This window comes from Micromonospora sp. NPDC048830 (assembly GCF_043198215.1).
In the GTDB taxonomy this organism is placed as follows: domain Bacteria; phylum Actinomycetota; class Actinomycetes; order Mycobacteriales; family Micromonosporaceae; genus Micromonospora.
The window spans coordinates 24,921-42,219 of record NZ_JBICUP010000025.1; the positions used below are offsets into that span (position 1 = coordinate 24,921).

General features: G+C 72.9%; 19 protein-coding genes and 2 pseudogenes. 10 read left to right on the top strand and 11 right to left on the bottom strand.

Annotation, left to right across the window (positions count from 1 at the left end):
• Window positions 1-10: 10 nt before the first annotated feature.
• Window positions 11-670 carry a DUF6766 family protein gene (locus ACGFIZ_RS21090; RefSeq protein WP_393421615.1) on the bottom strand — a complete coding sequence of 220 codons (660 nt, stop codon included), beginning with the start codon at window positions 668-670 and terminating at the stop codon, window positions 11-13.
• 163 nt (window positions 671-833) lie between these two features.
• Between ACGFIZ_RS21090 and ACGFIZ_RS21095 the strand changes: the two are divergent.
• Window positions 834-988, top strand: a pseudogene (locus ACGFIZ_RS21095) (IS5/IS1182 family transposase); the annotation flags it as partial.
• Between the two features lie 32 nt (window positions 989-1,020).
• Here ACGFIZ_RS21095 and ACGFIZ_RS21100 read toward each other — a convergent pair.
• On the bottom strand, window positions 1,021-1,560 hold the full coding sequence (locus ACGFIZ_RS21100) for a hypothetical protein (RefSeq protein ID WP_393421757.1): 540 nt from the start codon (window positions 1,558-1,560) through the stop codon (window positions 1,021-1,023).
• Window positions 1,512-2,204, bottom strand: coding sequence for a polyprenyl diphosphate synthase (gene uppS / locus ACGFIZ_RS21105; protein ID WP_393421744.1), 693 nt, complete (start codon window positions 2,202-2,204; stop codon window positions 1,512-1,514). Before uppS ends, ACGFIZ_RS21100 begins: the two co-directional genes overlap by 49 nt.
• A gap of 150 nt (window positions 2,205-2,354) precedes the next feature.
• On the opposite strand from uppS, the gene ACGFIZ_RS21110 reads away from it, so the two are divergent.
• The 5 genes and pseudogenes from ACGFIZ_RS21110 (at window position 2,355) to ACGFIZ_RS21130 (ending at window position 5,122) form a co-directional block, all read left to right on the top strand.
• Complete coding sequence (locus ACGFIZ_RS21110) at window positions 2,355-3,545, top strand: helix-turn-helix domain-containing protein (protein WP_393421617.1); 1,191 nt, start codon at window positions 2,355-2,357, stop codon at window positions 3,543-3,545.
• A gap of 370 nt (window positions 3,546-3,915) precedes the next feature.
• A pseudogene (locus tag ACGFIZ_RS21115) lies at window positions 3,916-4,239 on the top strand (hypothetical protein); the annotation flags it as partial.
• Window positions 4,236-4,454 (top strand): hypothetical protein, encoded by a 219-nt coding sequence (locus tag ACGFIZ_RS21120; protein WP_393421619.1) that lies wholly within the window; start codon window positions 4,236-4,238, stop codon window positions 4,452-4,454. The pseudogene ACGFIZ_RS21115 and the gene ACGFIZ_RS21120, both read left to right, overlap by 4 nt.
• A gap of 53 nt (window positions 4,455-4,507) precedes the next feature.
• A complete protein-coding gene (locus tag ACGFIZ_RS21125) occupies window positions 4,508-4,858 on the top strand; it encodes a hypothetical protein (protein ID WP_393421621.1) in 351 nt (116 codons plus the stop codon).
• Window positions 4,859-4,921: 63 nt separating this feature from the next.
• On the top strand, window positions 4,922-5,122 hold the full coding sequence (locus ACGFIZ_RS21130) for a hypothetical protein (RefSeq protein WP_393421623.1): 201 nt from the start codon (window positions 4,922-4,924) through the stop codon (window positions 5,120-5,122).
• 283 nt (window positions 5,123-5,405) lie between these two features.
• Here ACGFIZ_RS21130 and pgi read toward each other — a convergent pair whose 3' ends face one another.
• A complete protein-coding gene (gene pgi / locus ACGFIZ_RS21135) occupies window positions 5,406-7,043 on the bottom strand; it encodes a glucose-6-phosphate isomerase (protein WP_393421625.1) in 1,638 nt (545 codons plus the stop codon).
• A gap of 354 nt (window positions 7,044-7,397) precedes the next feature.
• Here pgi and ACGFIZ_RS21140 point away from each other — a divergent pair, with 354 nt between their 5' ends.
• Window positions 7,398-9,137, top strand: coding sequence for a M28 family peptidase (locus ACGFIZ_RS21140; RefSeq protein WP_393421627.1), 1,740 nt, complete (start codon window positions 7,398-7,400; stop codon window positions 9,135-9,137).
• A gap of 66 nt (window positions 9,138-9,203) precedes the next feature.
• On the opposite strand, the gene ACGFIZ_RS21145 is transcribed toward ACGFIZ_RS21140, so the two are convergent.
• From ACGFIZ_RS21145 to ACGFIZ_RS21170, 6 genes are all read right to left on the bottom strand, one after another.
• On the bottom strand, window positions 9,204-9,758 hold the full coding sequence (locus ACGFIZ_RS21145; RefSeq protein ID WP_393421628.1) for an SMI1/KNR4 family protein: 555 nt from the start codon (window positions 9,756-9,758) through the stop codon (window positions 9,204-9,206).
• 91 nt (window positions 9,759-9,849) lie between these two features.
• Window positions 9,850-10,365, bottom strand: coding sequence for an NUDIX domain-containing protein (locus tag ACGFIZ_RS21150; RefSeq protein WP_393421630.1), 516 nt, complete (start codon window positions 10,363-10,365; stop codon window positions 9,850-9,852).
• Window positions 10,366-10,477: 112 nt separating this feature from the next.
• A complete protein-coding gene (locus ACGFIZ_RS21155) occupies window positions 10,478-11,053 on the bottom strand; it encodes an NADAR family protein (RefSeq protein WP_393421632.1) in 576 nt (191 codons plus the stop codon).
• Between the two features lie 78 nt (window positions 11,054-11,131).
• Complete coding sequence (locus ACGFIZ_RS21160; RefSeq protein WP_393421634.1) at window positions 11,132-11,770, bottom strand: SRPBCC family protein; 639 nt, start codon at window positions 11,768-11,770, stop codon at window positions 11,132-11,134.
• Window positions 11,771-12,175, bottom strand: a complete 405-nt coding sequence (locus tag ACGFIZ_RS21165) for an ArsR/SmtB family transcription factor (RefSeq protein ID WP_393421636.1) — start codon at window positions 12,173-12,175, stop codon at window positions 11,771-11,773. It lies immediately after the preceding gene.
• Window positions 12,176-12,271: 96 nt separating this feature from the next.
• Window positions 12,272-13,018 carry a lysozyme gene (locus ACGFIZ_RS21170; protein WP_393421638.1) on the bottom strand — a complete coding sequence of 249 codons (747 nt, stop codon included), beginning with the start codon at window positions 13,016-13,018 and terminating at the stop codon, window positions 12,272-12,274.
• Window positions 13,019-13,337: 319 nt separating this feature from the next.
• Between ACGFIZ_RS21170 and ACGFIZ_RS21175 the strand changes: the two genes are divergently transcribed.
• A complete protein-coding gene (locus ACGFIZ_RS21175; RefSeq protein ID WP_393421640.1) occupies window positions 13,338-14,282 on the top strand; it encodes an endonuclease domain-containing protein in 945 nt (314 codons plus the stop codon).
• A 56-nt stretch (window positions 14,283-14,338) separates the two neighbouring features.
• A complete protein-coding gene (locus ACGFIZ_RS21180) occupies window positions 14,339-14,839 on the top strand; it encodes a GNAT family N-acetyltransferase (RefSeq protein WP_393421642.1) in 501 nt (166 codons plus the stop codon).
• Between the two features lie 74 nt (window positions 14,840-14,913).
• Here ACGFIZ_RS21180 and ACGFIZ_RS21185 read toward each other — a convergent pair whose 3' ends face one another.
• Window positions 14,914-15,834 carry a hypothetical protein gene (locus ACGFIZ_RS21185; protein ID WP_393421644.1) on the bottom strand — a complete coding sequence of 307 codons (921 nt, stop codon included), beginning with the start codon at window positions 15,832-15,834 and terminating at the stop codon, window positions 14,914-14,916.
• Window positions 15,835-16,263: 429 nt separating this feature from the next.
• Between ACGFIZ_RS21185 and ACGFIZ_RS21190 the strand changes: the two genes are divergently transcribed.
• Entirely contained in the window at window positions 16,264-17,253 is a 990-nt protein-coding gene (locus ACGFIZ_RS21190) for a DUF559 domain-containing protein (protein WP_393421646.1), read from the top strand.
• Window positions 17,254-17,299 lie beyond the last annotated feature (46 nt).

Below are 17,299 nucleotides of genomic sequence, written 5' to 3' on the forward strand. Positions count from 1 at the left end.
CGCCGGCTCCTCAGGCGCCCGTGGTCGCGTGCGACGCGGTCACCGGCTTGGACTCCGGTGAACCGTGCTGACGCAGGAGGATGCTCAGCAGGATGAGCGCGGCAACGGCGAGGAACTCGCTCTGCCAGTTCTGCATCGACTGGAACCAGAAGTCGCTGGTGCCCAGGAACTGCCAGGCGCTGATCGGTGCCGCCCCGCTCTGCAGCATCTGCTCCTCGTTGTATTCCGCCACGCCACCGAACAGGTGCCCGAGGAACGCCCCCGCGAAGATCATCAGTAGGGCGATGGAGAGGCTGTTGCGGTAGACCGTCAACGCGAGGCCGCCGACGTGCACCGGGCGCGGCGACTCCGGGGTCGCGTTCTCGGCCCGGTCCTCGGGCCGGTCGCCCTGGTCCACCGGCTTGGACTCCGAGGAGCCCTTCTGCACCAGGTACGCGGTCAGCAGCACGTACCCGCCCATCTGGAGGAACTCCGACTCCCAGTTCTCGAACGTCGCCTCCGCGAAGTGCCCGCTGTGCAGGTACGCCAGGTACGACAGGGCGTCCTGGCCGTACTGGCTCAACTCCTCGTTGTGTACCTGCCAGCCGAACACGCTCTGCAACAACCAGAAGATCACGAACGCGCCGAGCATGGCGACCGACAGTGCGTGCTCCCGAAGCCACCGGCGCATGCGAACCTCCCGTTTCCAGCATGTTGACCTGCGGAAGGTGCCCAGGGCTCGCCGGCGCGAAACACCACGGCCGGGGGAGGCGGGCGGAACGCGGCGAGCAGACCGGTCACCGGCCGTGGCAGGGGCTCCCGAGGCCTATCGACAGTCAGCGACGCCACCCCGTGACGGGATCCGGCACGTCATCCCTGAGCGCTTGCACCAGGTCGCCCGCCGGGCCGCCGAGGGCAGCGCCGGCGGGCGACCCCGGCCTTCGACAAGGCGGTCCACCGCAAGCGCAACGTCGGGAAGCGCTGCTTCGACCGACTCAGACAGTGGCGGTCACAACGCGGCTCTCACCGGAGCAGCTCGCGTCACGCCGCGGGCACCTTCACCGGAGACGGCGCGTCGGGCAGCACCCGCTCCAGACGCCGCACCGAGGGCCGCAGGAGGGTCGCCGCCACGACGGCGAGCAGCGCCGGACCCAGGAGGAGGAAGACGGCGGCGATGTCGGCGCCGGCGCCGGCCCCTGTCACCCCGTGCAGCGCCCCGCCCTCGGCGGACAACGGCGCGCCGACCAGGGCGACGACCGGTCCGGCGAGGCCGTAGGCGACCGGCTCGGCCGACCAGGCCATCATCCGGCGTACGGCGAAGACCCGTCCCTGCAACTCGCTGGGCGTCTTGAGCTGCCAGATCGTGGCGGTGACCGCGTTGGTCACGGCGTACCCGCCGAGGATCCCGGCCATCGCCGCGCCCACCGTCCACACCGTGTGCTGCATCCCCATCGCGAGCACCAGCACGGCGTGTACGCCGGCCACGAGCGTGATCGCCCGGATCCGGTCGCGGGGTTCCCGGGTCAGGCTGATCAGCCCGCCGACCAGCACCATGCCCGTCCAGCCGACGGCGTCGACCACGCCCAACTCCGCCGGACCGGCGATGCTGAGCACCAGCGGCGACACCAGCACGATCGCCATCTCCATGACGAGGCCTGCCAGAGCAGGAACCCGGACATGCGGCGTTCCCCGCTCGTACGGATGACGAGGTCGGGGTCGGGCCGGCCGCCGGTGTACAGGTGCGTGGCGAGGGCGTCGGCGGTCAGGCGCTGCGCCAGGTCGCCGGGAGTCGCCCCCGCTCGCGCCTCCTGCTCCAGCAGGGAACGCACGGCGCTGACGATCTCCTCGCGGCCGTCGTAGCCGATGGCGACCGTGACATGGAAGTCTCCACGCCGCTCGCGGGTGCCGTCCTCGGCCAGCTTCAGGGCGTGCCGTGTCGAGTCGGGCAGGACGTCCGCCCGGCCGGCCAGGTGCAGCTGCCATGGGCTGTCGGGACGCAGAAGTGGCTTCGTCACCACCTCCTCGATCATCCGCATCAGGTTCTCCACCTCGGCGGACGCGCGTTTGTGCATGTTGTCGACGGAGGCGAGGAACAGGGTCACGTGGTGGATGCCCAGCTCGGCACACCACTCCAGCACCTCGTGCAGGTGCTCCGCGCCGTACCGGTGGCCCACCTTGGGATCGTCGAAGCCCATCTGCCGGGCCCACCGCCGGTTGCCGTCCATCACCTCGGCTCCTGACTCAAGGGTTGTAGGCGGCCGTGGCGCGACGTGACGGCGCTGTCGATGACCGGTGTACCGTCCGAAGCGACGGCTTGCCGGCAGGGGCTGGCGGCCGGCCATCCCGGTCCTCTACCTGGGAAGTAGGCGAAGGGCATGGACAGGAAGGCCGACACCATCGGTGCCCGGATCCGGTACTGGCGGATGCGCCGTGGCGGCATGACCCAAGCCGTTCTCGCCGGGCTCGCGGGCGTCAGCCAGGCTTATGTCTCGCAGGTCGAGTCCGGTCGTAAGACGATCGACCGTCGCTCCACCCTGGTCGCCATCGCCGCCGCGCTCCAGGTTACTGTGGCCGACCTGCTCGGCCAGGGCACGGAATCGGGTGACCCGGCCCGAGAGCGGGCCGCCGAATGCGTGCCGGCGATCTGGTCGGCCCTGATCGAGATCGAGGATGGCGAACGCCGCGCGATGACCCGCACCAGGGATGAGGTGGCCGCCGGTATCGCGCGTGCCGACGAACTTCGCACCCGTTCCAACTATCCGGCGATGGCCCGGTTGCTCCCCGGTCTTCTGCTCGATGCTGCCGCCCTCGGCGGGACCGTGCTGGCCCAGGTGGCCTACCAGGCCTCGACGTGCCTGCGGAACCTCGGGTATCGGCACCTGGCGCTCAACGCGGCGCGGGTGGCAGTTGTCGCCGCGGAGGACGTGGAGGAGTCGGCGTGGATCGGCGCCTCGCGGTTCGCGTACACGCAGAGCCTGCCGATCGAGTCCGCGCTGGTTGCCGCCAGGGCCGCCGACCGGTCGTTGGCCGAACTCCAGGCCAACGCCGCCGACGAGCGGGTCCGGCAGATGCTCGGCCAGCTCCACCTCTCGGCGGCGCTGACCTCGACCGTGAGCGGTCGACCGGACGTTGCTCGTGACCACCTCTCCGAAGCGGCTCGTGAGGCAGCGACCCTCGGGGACCCGTCTGACGGCGCAGGATTCAACGGCTGTGGTTTCGGGCCGACGAACGTGAAGCTGTGGGAGATGTCCATTGCGGCGGAACAGGGTGAGCACGGCCGGGTGATCGAGCTGTCCCGGACGGTACGGCCGCAGGTTCTCGCGGCGTCGATCCGCCAGCAGTCCTACTGGCTCGACCTCGGCCGCGCGCTGGCCGAGTCCGGCCGCCGTGACGCGGAGGCGTTGTCCGCGTTCGTGCGGGCTGAGCAGGCCGCACCGGCACCGTTCGCCCTGAACCCCCTGGCCCGGGACGCCGTCGTGGCCATCGCGCAGCGGGCAAAGCGCCGCGCCATCCCGAACGATCTGCGGTTGCTGGCCGGCCGGATGGGAATCAACCTGGCGTCATAACCGCCGGTAATTCCGCCAGCACCAATCCGCCCTAGTGTCCGGTTCGGCGGAGGCGCTTGCCTCCGTTTGACCGGGTGCCGCGATGTAGCTGCTTCATGGGCTGCCGCCGTGCCCCTACCAGGGAGGTAGGGATGGGCGGTCAGGCCGACGCCGCCAACGAGAGCAGGGGCCAGCGGATCCAGGCGGCCGAGCAGGAGGCGGCGAAGCGGCGGCTCCTGGCGTTGGCCCAGGCGGATCGGATACCGGTCGAGGAGATCACGCGGGCCGTGCCGGAGGGGCGCTGGCGTCGCCTTACCAACAGCGCCACCCGTCATGACCGCTTGGCTCCACCTACCCAGCGCGTCTCGTACGAGGAGTACCTGCTCGCCGCCGCGCTGACCTTCGCCCGTCGGCACCGGCCGGTGTGGTGCTGGCGGAAGTGGCGGCGAGTCTGCCGGTGCGGTGCCGACCTGCCCTGCCGTGCCCGGCACCGGATTCCGATCAACCGTGGTCACTGGCCGGTCGGGGAGACCGAGTGAGCGACGAGCAGGAGCGGGTGGTCCTCGCCGTCCACCTGCGCGGACTCGACGGCATGTGCACCGGCTGCCGGGCGTGGTGGGGGCGACTCACGCCGTACCCGTGCTCGCAGGTGGACTGGGCGATCAGCCGGCAGGCCCGGACGATCATGGCGCGGTTCCTGGGGGTGCGGGCGTGACCGCCCATGGCCCGGTGCTGCCGATCTGGAGCTGCGGCGGCTGCGGCGTGCCCTGGCCCTGCCGGACGCGGCGGCAGGAACTACAGGCTGAGTTCGCGGACGCGCCGATGTCGCTCGCCCTGTACATGGGGGCGCAGTTCGCCCGCGCCGCCGAGGATCTGACGTGGGCACCCGCCGGTACCCTGCACCGCCGCTTCCTGGGCTGGCTGCGGTGAGCATCGCCGGCGTCGGGCGGCAGTACCGGTGGCCCCACGCCTATGGTGGTCGGATGTCCCGGCGCGCGAACCCCACCGTCGAGGCTGACCGGTCCTCGGTGAGTCATGCGTACGGCCCGGCTGTCGAGATTCCCGACCTACTGCGCGCGGTGAGGTCGGACAGCCGGGAGGTTCGCCGGAGCGCGTACAGCGACCTCGCCGACCTGCTCGTGCACCAGGGGTCCCGGTTCGAGGCGAGCGCTGCCGTGGTCCCGTACCTGATCGATGTCGTCGCCGATCCGGCGGCCCCCGACCGGTTCGCCGCCTGCCAGGTGGTGGCGGCGATCGCGGTGGGCGACGAGAGTTCCTGGCTCGACAGCCGGACATGCCCTCTGTCGCGGGTGACTCATCCTGATTCAGCATGATTGACGCATAAAGGGGGGTAATGTCCCCTTCAATCACGACGCCTTCAGATTCAGGATGATCGCATGGACCCTTGGCAGCCGATCGACGAGTTGATCGTGAAGCGCCGCATCCTTCCCGCGATGCAGGCGATCCGCGAGGCCGAGGGATGCAGCCTGCAGCGGGCGATCGAGGTCTTCGACGAGCGGTGCGAGTTGCTCCGGCGGACCAGGCCGGACGCCTTCGCGGTGACTCGCGAGGAGCGCGGCCAGGGCGTCCACACCTGAGGCGCACCGCCTCGATCCGCCGAGCGAGAGACAGAAAAGAGCCGGGGGGCGCCGGGTAGGCGGGGGCCCGGGCGCGGCGCGGGGGGGGGGGGGGCGCCCGGGGGGGGGGCCGGGGGGGCGGGGGGGGGGGGCAGCGCCCGCGGCGGTGCGGGGTCCCGCGCGCGGCGGGCGCCCGGGCCCCCCCCCCCTGCCGCCCCCCCCCCCCACCCCCGGCCCTCTCAACACAAAACCCCCGCCCCCCCCCCCCCCGCCCCCCCCCGGCTCTCGACGAGGTGCGCGCGGGTCAGCCGGCGCGGTGCCGCTGCGCGCGGTAGCGGGCGATCAGCGCCCGGGTCGACGAGTCCAGCCCGGACAGGTCGGCCTCCGCCCCGGTGAGCAGCGGCGCGAGCTGGTTGGCCATGACCTTGCCCAGCTCCACGCCCCACTGGTCGAACGAGTTGATGTCCCAGACGGCGCCCTCGGTGAACACGATGTGCTCGTACAGGGCGACGAGCTGGCCGAGCACGCCCGGGGTCAGCTCCGGGGCGATGATCGAGGTGGTCGGGTGGTTGCCCGGCATCACCTTGTGCGCCACCAGTTCCGCCGGGGTGCCCTCCGCCGCCACCTGCTCGGCGGTGCGGCCGAAGGCCAGCGCGGCGGTCTGCGCGAAGAAGTTCGACATGAACAGGTCGTGCATGTCGGCCAGGTCGTGCCGGGGCCGGCTGAACCCGATGAAGTCCGCCGGCACCAGCCGGGTGCCCTGGTGGATGAGCTGGTAGAAGGCGTGCTGGCCGTTGGTGCCCGGCTCGCCCCAGAAGATCTCCCCGGTGTCGTACGACACCCGCTGTCCGTCGAGGGTCACGGACTTGCCGTTGCTCTCCATCGTCAACTGCTGCAGGTACGCCGGGAACCGGCTCAGGTACTGCGAGTACGGCAGCACCGCGTGGGTCTGCGCGCCGAGGAAGTTGGTGTACCAGACGTTCAGCAGCCCGAGCAGCGCCGGGACGTTGCGCTCCACCGGGGTGGTGCGGAAGTGCTCGTCGACCGCGTGGAACCCGGCCAGCAGCTCGCGGAACCGGTCCGGCCCCACGGCCAGCATCACCGACAGGCCGACGGCCGACGGCAGCGAGTACCGGCCGCCCACCCAGTCCCAGAAGCCGAACATGTTCTCCGGGTCGATGCCGAAGTCGCGGACCCGCTGCTCGTTCGTGCTGACCGCCACGAAGTGCCGGGCGACGGCGGAGTCGTCGCCGTCCAGGCCGGCCAGCAGCCAGGCGCGGGCCTGCCGGGCGTTGGCGAGGGTCTCCTGAGTGGTGAACGACTTCGACACCACGACGAACAGGGTGCTCGCCGGGTCGAGGTCGGCGATCGCCTCGGCGATGTCGGTGGGGTCGACGTTGGAGACGAACCGGCAGGTGATCCCCGCGTCCCGGTACGCCCGCAGCGCCTCGTACGCCATCACCGGCCCGAGGTCGGAGCCGCCGATGCCGAGGTTGACCACCGTGCGGATGCGCTGGCCGGTGTGCCCCACCCACTGTCCCGAGCGGACCCGCTCGGCGAACGCCGCCATCCGGTCCAGCACCGCGTGCACGCCGGCGACCACGTCCCGGCCGTCCACGGTCAGCGAGGCGTCGCGGGGCCGGCGCAGGGCCGTGTGCAGGACCGCCCGGTCCTCCGTGGAGTTGATGTGCGCGCCGGAGAACATGGCGGCGATCCGGTCGGCCAGTCGGGCCCGCCGGGCCAGGGCCGCCAGCAGGTCCAACGTCTCGTCGGTGACGAGGTTCTTGCTCCAGTCGACGTGCAGGTCCGCCACCTCGCCGGCGAGCCGCTCGCCCCGCTCGGGGTCGGCGTCGAACAGGTCGCGCAGGTGCGCGTCCCGCAGCTTCTCCGCGTGCGCCGCCAGCGCCCGCCACTCGTCGGTCGTGGTGATGTCCTCTGCCATTCCCGGCTCTCCTCCCGTGCCTGCTCGCTCGTCCGGCGGCCGTCACCGTACTGTGTCCCGCCGGCCCATCGGGCCAGATTGCCACCAGCCGGGACGCGTCGCAGTCCGGGCGCGCCCGCGCCACCCGGCCGGGTCGCACCCGCCACGGCGCGGGCCGGCGGGCTCTCGGGGGATCGGCGCGGGAGTACGACCGGGACGGATGTTGACCGAGAGATCGACACGTGTAAGTGTTTTCTTCCCTGGAACGAACACGGCGGTGTCCCGTCGGGGTGCCGCCGGCCCCGCCCGGTCACCCCCGCGGGCGGGGCCGGTCACGGCCAGGTGCACAGATCCCACCTGCACCGAGGAGCCCTCATGAGACGCACGACACTGACCACCGGCCTGGCGCTCGCCTCCGTCGCCGCGTTGACGGCGACCCTGGCGACCCAGCCGGCCACCGCGTCCGCGCCGGCCGTAGCCGCCGCCCCGGTCGCCGCGCTGGCCGCCCCCGACATCTCGGTGACCAACGTCCAGGCCCACCTGAGCCAGTTCCAGAGCATCGCCACCAGCAACGGCGGCAACCGACGATCCGGCTCGGCCGGCTACACCGCCTCCCTCAACTACGTCAAGGGCAAGCTCCAGGCGGCCGGGTACACCGTCACCGAGCAGCTCTGCACCACCTGCACGTACCCCGGCAACAACCTCATCGCCGAGTGGCCGGGCGGCCCGGCCGACCAGGTGGTCATGTTCGGCGCCCACCTCGACGGCGTCTCCGCCGGCCCGGGCATCAACGACAACGGCTCCGGCTCGTCCGTCCTGCTGGAGAACGCCCTCGTGCTGGCCCAGCAGAACCCGAGCATGACCAAGCGGGTCCGGTTCGCCTGGTGGAACGGCGAGGAGCAGGGCCTGCAGGGCTCCAGGTTCTACGTCAACTCGCTCAACACCACCCAGCGCGGCTACATCAAGGGGTACTACAACTTCGACATGGTCGCCTCCACCAACGGCGGCTACTTCATCAACCGGCTCACCTCGGCCACGGCGGCGCCCCTGAAGGCGTACTGGGACTCCCTCGGCCTGCAGCCGGAGGAGAACGTCGAGGGCCAGGGCCGCTCCGACGACTACTACTTCCAGCAGGCCGGCATCCAGACCTCCGGGTACGCGACGGGCGCCAGCTACACGAAGACCTCCGCGCAGGCGGCCAAGTGGGGTGGCACGGCCGGCGCGTCGTACGACCCCTGCTACCACCGGTCCTGCGACACCACCAGCAACATCAACGCCACCGGGCTGAACCGCAGCGCCGACGGCGTCGCGTACGCGATCTGGAACCTCGCGGTCGGCACCGGCACCCCGACCAACGACTTCTCCGTCGCGGTGAGCCCCACCTCCGGCAGCGTCGCCCGCGGCGGCTCCGCCACCGCCACCGTCTCCACCGCCACCACCAGCGGCAGCGCCCAGACCGTCGGCCTGTCCGCCTCCGGCGCGCCCAGCGGCGTGACCGTCTCGTTCAGCCCGTCCTCGGTCACCTCCGGCGGCTCGGCCACCATGACCGTCACCGCCTCGTCCACGGCGGCCACCGGCACGTACACGATCACGGTCATCGGCACCGGGTCGGCCACCCGCACCACCACGTACACGCTGACGGTGACCGGCACCGGCGGCTGCTCCGGCGGCCAGGTGGTCGGCAACTCCAGCTTCGAGAGCGGCAGCGCCCCGTGGACGGCCAGCTCGGGCGTGATCACCAACGACAGCGGCCAGGCCGCCCGCACCGGCACCTGGAAGGCGTGGCTCGACGGGTACGGCAGCAGCCACACCGACACGCTGTCCCAGTCGCTGACCATCCCGGCCGGCTGCAACACGTACACCCTGTCGTTCTGGTTGCACGTCGACACCGCCGAGACCACGACCACCACGGCGTACGACCGGCTCACCGTCCAGCTCGGCACCACCACGCTCGCGACGTACTCGAACCTCAACGCCGCCAGCGGCTACACGCAGCGCACGTTCAACGCCGCCGCCTACGCCGGACAGACGGTGACGCTGAAGTTCACCGGCGTCGAGGACGCGTCGCTGCAGACCAGCTTCGTCGTCGACGACGTCACGCTCACGGCCAGCTGACCTGTGAGAAGGGGGACCCTTCTGGAGAAGGGTCCCCGTGCTCGCGCCGGTTCCGGCGGTTCCCGGTCAGCTTGTCGCCCTGTCCCTCGCGTGCGGCCAGGGAGCCATCTCGTCGATGTCCTCGCCCGCCTCCGCCTTGACCCACCAGCCGGTGTCGTCGACGTAGTGCTCGAGCCACGCGGCCAGGCTGGGCGAGTCGATCCACCAGGCGAGGTCCGGATCCCCGGGGTTGGGCTCGAAGAGCAGCACCGTGCCGTCGTCGCTGCGGCAGTCGACGCACGCGTACATGCCGCAGCCCCAGGTGAGGATCGGCAGGACACCCTCCGGCCAGGCCCACTCCGTGTCGGCGTACTCGGCGCGGGCCTCGGCATAGCAGTCGACCGCCTGCTCCGAGGTCGGGCCGTCGACCAGGCTGAGGAGTTGGTACTCAGGGCCGAAGCCGCCGTTGGCGAGGTCCCGGTAGATCGCCGCCAGCAGCGGATGCAGCGCGAAGCCCAGACGCTGCTCCGCCTCGGCGATCCTGGTCGGGGAGAGCGGGGCGGGCAGGCCGTGCGGAGCGGGTGGCTCGTCCGCACCGGCCCGCCGAGCGAGGCGGGACAGCAGCCCCGAATAGTCCGTCATGGCCGCACATCATGCCGCAGCGGTCCGTCGACCACGGGCGGCGCCGTCGGTCGGTCTCCAGTCGATGAAGTAGCGACGGGCAGTACGGGAATCAAGCCCCGGGCTGCTGGGCGAGGAAGTCGGCGAGCACCTGGGTGTGCGTGGAGAACGCCAGCTCGACCGGCTCGGTGAGCACCAGCCACTCGGTGGCCTCCTCGGTGGGCGCGGACGGGGGCAGTTCCCCGGCCGCGCGCTCCGGCAGCGTCCCGAACACCATCATGGTGCCGCCGCTCGGCGCGCCGTGCACCGCGAACAGTTGCGCCTCCCCGGCGGCCGCGACGAGCCCCGTCTCCTCGCGCAGCTCGCGGACCAGGGCGTCGCGCCAGTCCTCGCCGTACTCGATGAAGCCGCCGGGGAGGGCGAGCTGACCGCGGGCCGGCTCGATGTCCCGGCGGACGACGACGACGCCGAGGCCGGCGGCGGTGCGCACGGGCAGCACCGCGACCGCGACGGGCAGCGGGTTGCGCCACACCGTCTGGCCGCAGGCCGCGCAGACGCGGGGCCAGCCGGCCGCCGTCGGGTAGGCGGCGCCGCAGTAGGCGCAGTGGGAGTGGGGGAGGCCGGTCACGCCGAAACCGTACCGGCCCGCCCGCCTCCGCCGTCGACCGCACCGCCGCCGCCGTCACGTTTTACGCGTCGCCGGGCTGCCTCGTTGCCGGCGTGCTGCCGCATGGTCGCCGTCAGCGTTGCGGCGTGGGGGAATCGGCCCCGAGCAGCGCCGCCCGGGCGTCCATCAGGGCGAAGCCGAGCAGGTTGGCGCCCCGCCAGCGGGCCGGGTCCGCCGCGTCGGGATGGTCGGCGGCCAGGCCGATGCCCCACACCCGGTCCACCGGGCTCGCCTCCACCAGCACGCTGTCACCGGTGCCGAGCAGGAACGCTCGCAGGTCGTCGTGCGCGGCGAACTTGGCGACGCTGCCGGCCACCACGATGTCGTACCGCCGGGCGGCCCAGACCGTCTCGTCGAAGCCGCTGACCTGGCGGCCGAGGGACTTGGCGCGCTGCGGGTGCCCGGCGCTCAGGATCCGCTCGGCCACCCCGTGGTCGCCGAAGAGGGTGGCCTTGTGCCACATCATCCAATGCTCGGCGGTGTCGAACGTGCGGCCGTCCACGGTGAACGGCGCCGGCCACCACTGGCTCAGGCAGCCGGGCCCGACGGAGCCGTCCCGCCGCGGCCGGTGGCCCCAGAAGTGCAGATACTTCACCCCGGCGCCCGAGGCGTGCAGGGCGAGCAGGTCGGCGACGGTTCGAACAGGCATGCGCGACAGTCTGCCCCGTACCCCCGACATCCTGCCGCCCGATTTTCGCCCCGGCGGCTCCGGTGGACCGCGACCGGGTCAGGCCGGCGGCGCCCCCGTGTACGCCGCGACGACACGCTCGGTGGCCGCGGTGGCCTCGGCCGGGTCGGTGCCCGCGGCGACGCTCGCCTCATCCCATCGCCGGCCGCTCTCCACGATGAACTCCCGCCCCTCGTCGGACGCCAGCCACGCGTTCGCCTGCTCCGGCGTGACGCCGCCGGTGCCGCCGCCCACGTACGTGGACAGCCCGACCAGCGCCAGGTCCCAGCCGATCCCCATGGCGCCCGGGCCGAACCGGGCCCAGGTCTCGTCGTCGATGTGCGCGACGTGCTCCAGGGTGAACCGGGTACGCCCGTTCGGCTCCGCGGTCAGCCGCACCTCGATCCAGCTGACCTCCCCGCCGTACTCCCACGTGGCGGCGAAGCTCTCCGGCGGGTCGCAGCGCTGCACCACGCCGCCCGCCTGACCCTCCAACTGGTAGCGGCCGTGTAGCCGCAGCTCGCCGCTGACCGGCAGGAACCAGCGGCGGATCCGGTCGGGGTCCGTGCAGGCGTCCCAGACGTCCTCCACCGGCGCGTCGTACGCCTGGGAGATGGTCAGCACGCGGGCCTCGCCGGCCGGCAGCACCCGGCTGCCCACCCGGCGCTCCACCGCGGCGATCTGATGGGTGACGTCCACTCAACCGGTCCTCTCCTCGTGGGCGCTTTGGCCTTCGTCGTCGTGCCGGCGGTGCTCGGCCGCGGCGGCCTCCTCGGCCAGCCGCCGTTGCCGCCGGCCCCGGGCCAGCTCGGTGGCCAGGGCGTCCAGCGGCTGGGCCCAGAACCGGCGGAAGTGACCGAGCCAGTCCTCGACCTCGCGCAGCGGCTCGGGGTTGACCGCGTACAGCCGCCGGGTGCCCTGTGGGCGCACGGTGGCGAAGCCGCTGTCCCGCAGGACCCTCAGGTGCTGGGAGACGGCCGGCTGGGAGATGCCGAACTCCTCCCGGATCACCGCGCAGACCTCGCCGGCGCTGCGCTCGCCGTCGGCGAGGAGCTCCAGGATCCGCCGCCGCACCGGCTCGCCCAGCACATCGAAGGCGTGCATGACTCCTTTATATCACGCACGGCTTATAGAATGCCGCGGCGGTGGACCCGTCCGGGGACAGGACCACCGCCGCGGCGGTACGGGAGGGCGGGTGCCTCAGCAGGGTCCGTTGCAGGCCAGCACCTTCAGCCGGTCCAGGCTGCCGTTCCAGACGTTCTGGTCACCGGGGAAGACGCCGGAGGACGCCCACTGCCAGAAGGAGTACGTCGGCCAGCCGGCGGGCAGGGTGCCGACCGTGCTGGCGTACCGGGCGATCCACAGCGGGTTGTTCGCGGCGAACTGCGAGGTGTTGCCGGTGCAGGTGGTCCACCAGTCGGTGGTGGTGTAGATGGTGGCCCACCGGCCGGTGCGCGCGTAGTACTGGTTGACGAACGAGGCGATCCAGCTGCGCATCGAGGCCTGGGACAGCCCGTAGCAGGTCGCGCCGTACGGGTTGTACTCGATGTCCAGGGCGCCCGGCAGGGTCTTGCCGTCGCGGGACCAGCCGCCGCCGTGGTCGACGAAGTAGTTGGCCTGGGTGGCGCCGCTGGACCGGTCCGGCAGGGCGAAGTGGTACGCCCCGCGGATCATGCCGACGTTGTACGAGCCGTTGTACTGCTGGGCGAAGTACGGGTTGGTGTAGCCGGTGCCCTCGGTCGCCTTGACGTACGCGAACCGGGCGCCGTTGTTCCAGGCGGCCGACCAGTTGACGTTGCCCTGCCAGCTGGAGACGTCCATGCCGGGCAGGCCGGCCGGGGCGGCGCTGGCGGGGGACGGGGCGACGGCGGTCGCGGCGGCCATGGCGACCACGGCGGCCAGGGCGGTGGCGGCGGCGCGGGCCACCGCGCGCAGGGGACTGTTCATCTTTCCTCCCAGGGGGTTGGTCGCCGAGGCGACGCGGGGAGCGACGAAAGGAACTGCCACCATTCTGTTCACGGCCTGAAGCCGGCTTTCAAGCCATTCATTGAAGATTATCTTTCTCTATCTGACCGTGGGTGCGGGCTGCCTTGATCGTCTGCTGCCCAGGGAGACGACGCGCCGGCCGGAGTGCTCCCGACCAGCAGACGATCTCGGCCCTACCAGACGCGGCCGCTCTCGCGCGTCGTCCACAGCAGGTGCCGTGTCCACAGGCGGTGGCCCGGCGGGTTGCGGGGCGGGTACGGCGAGCGACACGGTCGGTGGCGTGAACGACGTACTCCGGTCGCTGCTGGACCGCCACGACGGCGTGCTCACCCGGGCTGCCGCCACCGAGGTGGTGCCCGCCTGGGTGCTGACCCACGCCGCGTCCTCCGGCCAGCTCGTCCGCGCGCTGCCGGGCGTGTACGCCGACGCGCGGCTGGTCGACCCCGGCGCCGCCCCGGTGCTCGCCCGCCTTCCGCACCGGCTGCGTCTGCGGGCCGCGCTGGCGTGGGCGTCCGGCCGGGCCGCGCTCGCGGGGCCCACCGCCCTGCACGTCTGGGCCGTACGCCGGCAACCCGACGACGAGCCGGTGCACCTGGACGTCCCGGCCGCCTCGGGCCTGCGTACCCGGCCGTCGCTGGTGCTGCACCACCGCCGGGGCTTCCGGCCGGAGTCCCCGGATGCGCTGCTCCGCGACGGCCTGCCCGCCGTCCGGCTGGAGCGGGCGCTGGTCGACGCGTGGCCGGCGCTGCCCACCGCCGACCGCCCCGCCACGCTCATCCGGGCGGTCAACGACGGTCTGACCACACCAGGCCGGGTCAGCGTCGCGCTCGCCGCCGCGCCGAGGCTGGCCCACCGCGCCGACCTGCGAGAGCTGCTGGACCGGCTGGCCGCCGGCTGCCGCAGTCCGCTGGAGGTGTGGGGCCACGACCACGTCTTCACCGGCCCGGGGATGCCCCGCTTCCGCCGCCAGTTCCGGGTCGGCGTCGAGGGGCGCATCATGTACCTCGACGTCTACGCCGAGCGGGAACGCGTCGACTTCGAGCTGGACGGGGCCACCACCCACGGCGATCCCCGACAGCGGGAGGTGGACCTCCGCCGGGACGCCCTGCTGGCCACCCGGGGCATCCTCGTCGTCCGCTTCGCGCACCGCCGCCTGGTCCACGAGACCGCGCAGGTGCGCCGCGAGATCCTCGCCATCCTCGCCACGCGCCGAAACCACCACTGAGCCGTCCGCCGTTCGTGTTGGTCGAGGCGCTTCCGGGCTGGCGTACCGTCTCGCCCATGCCCTCGGCCCTGCGCGCCCTTCTCTCCGTGTCCGGGGTGCCGGGCCTGACCTGCCCCCGGGACACCGTGCACGCTGTCCGGACCGCTCGGCTGGACGTCTCCGTCGCCCGGCTACGTGACCTTCGCGAGTGGACCGCGCTGGAGGACGACGAGTCGCGGTACCGCCAGGGCTTCTCGCAGCCGGGCTGGCTGGCGTCGCTCGACGCGGTCGACCCCCGACTGCCGTTGTGGAGTCGGGAGTTGGCGATCTTCGTCGCCCGTGAGCGGGGAAGTGCGGCGCTGGCGGCGCACGTGGCGCTGGCCGTGACACCGGACCGTCAGGCACAGGTGGGCGGATCGGTCGTCGCCGGGTTCCGCCGGCAGGGACTCGGCCGGGAAGCCCTGGACGCCGTCTGCGCGATCGCCCACCGCCACCTCGGCATCCGGGACCTGACCGCCGGCTGTGAGGTCAGCAACGTCGCCAGTCGGCGGTGGCTGGCCGCCTGTGGTTTCGGGTGAGCGGACGTGCTCGTTGATCGTCTGCTCGCCACGCGGACGACACACCGGTAAGACTGCCTCCCACCATCAGACGATCAAGGTGGCGCCTCACGTGAGGTCGTCTCGGTCGTCACCTGTGCGGTGCGGCCCGACGTGTCCCGGGCGGGGCCGGACGCCTGCGGCGGGACGACGTCGATGGCGGTGAGCGGCTCGAAGATCCCGTCGAAGCGCCGCCGGTCCCGCAGGAGGTCCCCGGTCCACCGGGCGGCGGCCCGCTGCTCCGCGGCCATGTGCCGCCGGGCCCGGGACAGCTCCTCGCGGACCGCCCGCGCCTCGTCGCCACCGGCGGGCTCGTCGACCATCCCGTCGAGGATCGTGACCCATCGCCGGTTGAGCTGCTCGGCGTACCGGGCCCGCTTCAGGTAGAACTCGTACTGCTGCTCCAACTCGATCAGGCGTTCCCAGTGCGGCCGCAGCGCCTGCCGGACCCGGTCGTCGTGGCGCACCGACACCTCCAGCCGGCACTCCACCGTCGCGCCGGCGCGCTCGTACCGCCACGGGGCCTGCTCGTCCAGCGCCGCCTGCAGGGCGACCTCGAGGTGACCGGCCCGGTGCGGGGCGACGTGCCGCGCCCGCTCCGCGGCGGCGCGGCGCAACCGCTGGACCGCCGCGGGCATGAAGTGGCGCGCGTACCAGATCAACACGTCGGGTCCGAGGCCGGTCGCCGACCAGGTGAGTACGGCACGGACGGTGAACGTGAAGACGTGCCCCTTCGCCGCGACGCTGATCGGGCCGGACGGCTCCCGGTGCTCGAAGACCTCCTCCGGCGGGGGCGACGACCGGCTCCCCTCCATCGCCCGTCGCACCCTGCGCAGCAGCGGAAGCAGCCGCGCCCACGAGGTACGCAGCGCCGCCAGCACGCGGGGGCCGGCCCGCCGGGCCAGCTTCCGGCCCCGGTCGACCCACCGCGGCGGCCGGTCCTGCGGGCTCGCCTTCCCGCCCGACGCGTCGCTCAATGTCACCCCTCCTGCGCACCGTCAGCCGGTGCCACCGCCGGCGGCGGGTGACTGGTCGAGGGGTGTCGCGCCGTCGGCGCGGACCAGCCGGGACGTGTCGACGGTGACGAACCTCGCCCCACGCTAACAAGGCGGGCACGCGGCGGCCGGCAGCCGCGCGGGCGTACGCTCACGCACTGCCGGTGCCGGCGGTCACCCGGTGGGCGTCTCCGAGCGGAAGCTGTGCTGGCGGCCCCGCGGGCTGGGGGCCCGAAGGTTGGCGGTTGAGCTACTCGACACGCCGTGCACGAAGTAGCTGAGCTGCCAACCTTGACGCCGGCCATAGCAGAGGGCGACGGCTGGCGGGGGGACGTCCACAGGGCGGCCCGGCGTCCACAGGCCGGGCCGGGGGCGTTGCGGGCCGGCGGGGCGGGCGACAGGGTCGGCGGCGTGAACTCGGTGCTGCGGGAGTTGGTGGAGCGCGGCGGCGGGCTGGTGACCCGCGCCGTGGCCGAGCAGGTCGTGCCGGAGTGGACGCTGCGGCGGGCGTGCGACGGCGGTCACCTGGTGCGGGTGCTGCCCGAGGTGTTCGTCGCGGCGCGGCTGCTGAACCGCCGACAGGGGACCGACGGTGCCCCGGCCGTCAGCCGACTGGACCCCGCCCTGGCCCACCGTGCGGCGTGTGCCTGGGCCGAGGGGCGCGGCGCGCTCAGCCACCTCAGCGCGCTCGCGCTGTGGGGACTGCGCGAACCGGTGGCCGGCGACCTGCTGCACCTGAGCGCACCGGCCGGCGCCGGCCTGCGCGGCCGGCCCGGGGTGGCGGTGCACCGACGCCGGGGGCTCACCCTCGGGCCGCCGGACGTGGTGGTCCGGCGGGGGCTGGCGGTCACTTGCCTCGAGCAGACCCTCCTCGACTCGTGGCCGGTGCTGCCACCCGGCGAGCGGCGGGAGCCACTGATCCGGGCGGTCAACGATCGGCTGACCACGCCGGAGCGGCTGTCGGCGGCCCTGGGGAGGGTGCCGACGCTGGAGGACCGGGCAGCGTGCCGGACCCTGCTGACCCGGCTCGCGGAGGGCTGCCGCAGCGAGCTGGAGATCTGGGGCCAGGACCACGTCTTCACCGGCGCGGGAATGCCGGCGTTCCGTCGCCAGGTGCAGGTACGCGTCGGCCGGCGGACCATGTACCTCGACCTGTTCGCCGAGCGGGAACGGGTCGACATCGAACTCGACGGGGCCAGCACGCACGGCGATCCGCGCCAGCGGGAGATCGACCTGCGCCGGGACGCCCTGCTGGCGACCGTCGGCATCCTGGTGGTCCGCTTCGCCCGCCGCCGCCTGGTCCACGAGGCCGACGACGTACGCCGGGAAACCCTCGCCATTCTGGCCAGCCGCCGCGGCGTGCCGAGCCCAGGCCCGAACGGGGTGCTCGCGTCGCGGTGACCGCGGCCGTCAGGGTGCGGGGCAGACTGCGGGACATGGCAGCGAC